Raw genomic sequence first — 271 nt, 5'->3', positions numbered from 1 at the left:
TCGAAGACCTAAACCAAGTGATATGGCAAGAGATAGAAGAAGATCGTTATCGTCCTCATTATGAAAAGAAAAAAGAGATTGCTAGATTACATGAGGAAGACAAAAAAGTGTCTCTAGTTCTTCCAGCCAAGGAGTATCAGTGTATTCGGTACGAGACCTTAACAGCAGACAAGTTTGGTTATGTAAAAGTAGACACTAAAAAATATTCGACATCCCCACGATTCGCTAAACAAAAAACGCTTGTAGGGATTACCTATAATCGAATCGATAT

Annotated in this window: 1 pseudogene; it reads left to right on the top strand. The window is 37.3% G+C overall.

What is annotated here, in order from left to right:
* Positions 1 to 271, top strand: a pseudogene (locus ACHABW_RS26095) (IS21 family transposase); the annotation flags it as partial.

The organism is Salipaludibacillus sp. CF4.18, assembly GCF_051262595.1.
Lineage (GTDB): Bacteria > Bacillota > Bacilli > Bacillales > Salisediminibacteriaceae > Salipaludibacillus > Salipaludibacillus neizhouensis.
This window is presented reverse-complemented; position numbering and strand designations above follow the sequence as displayed.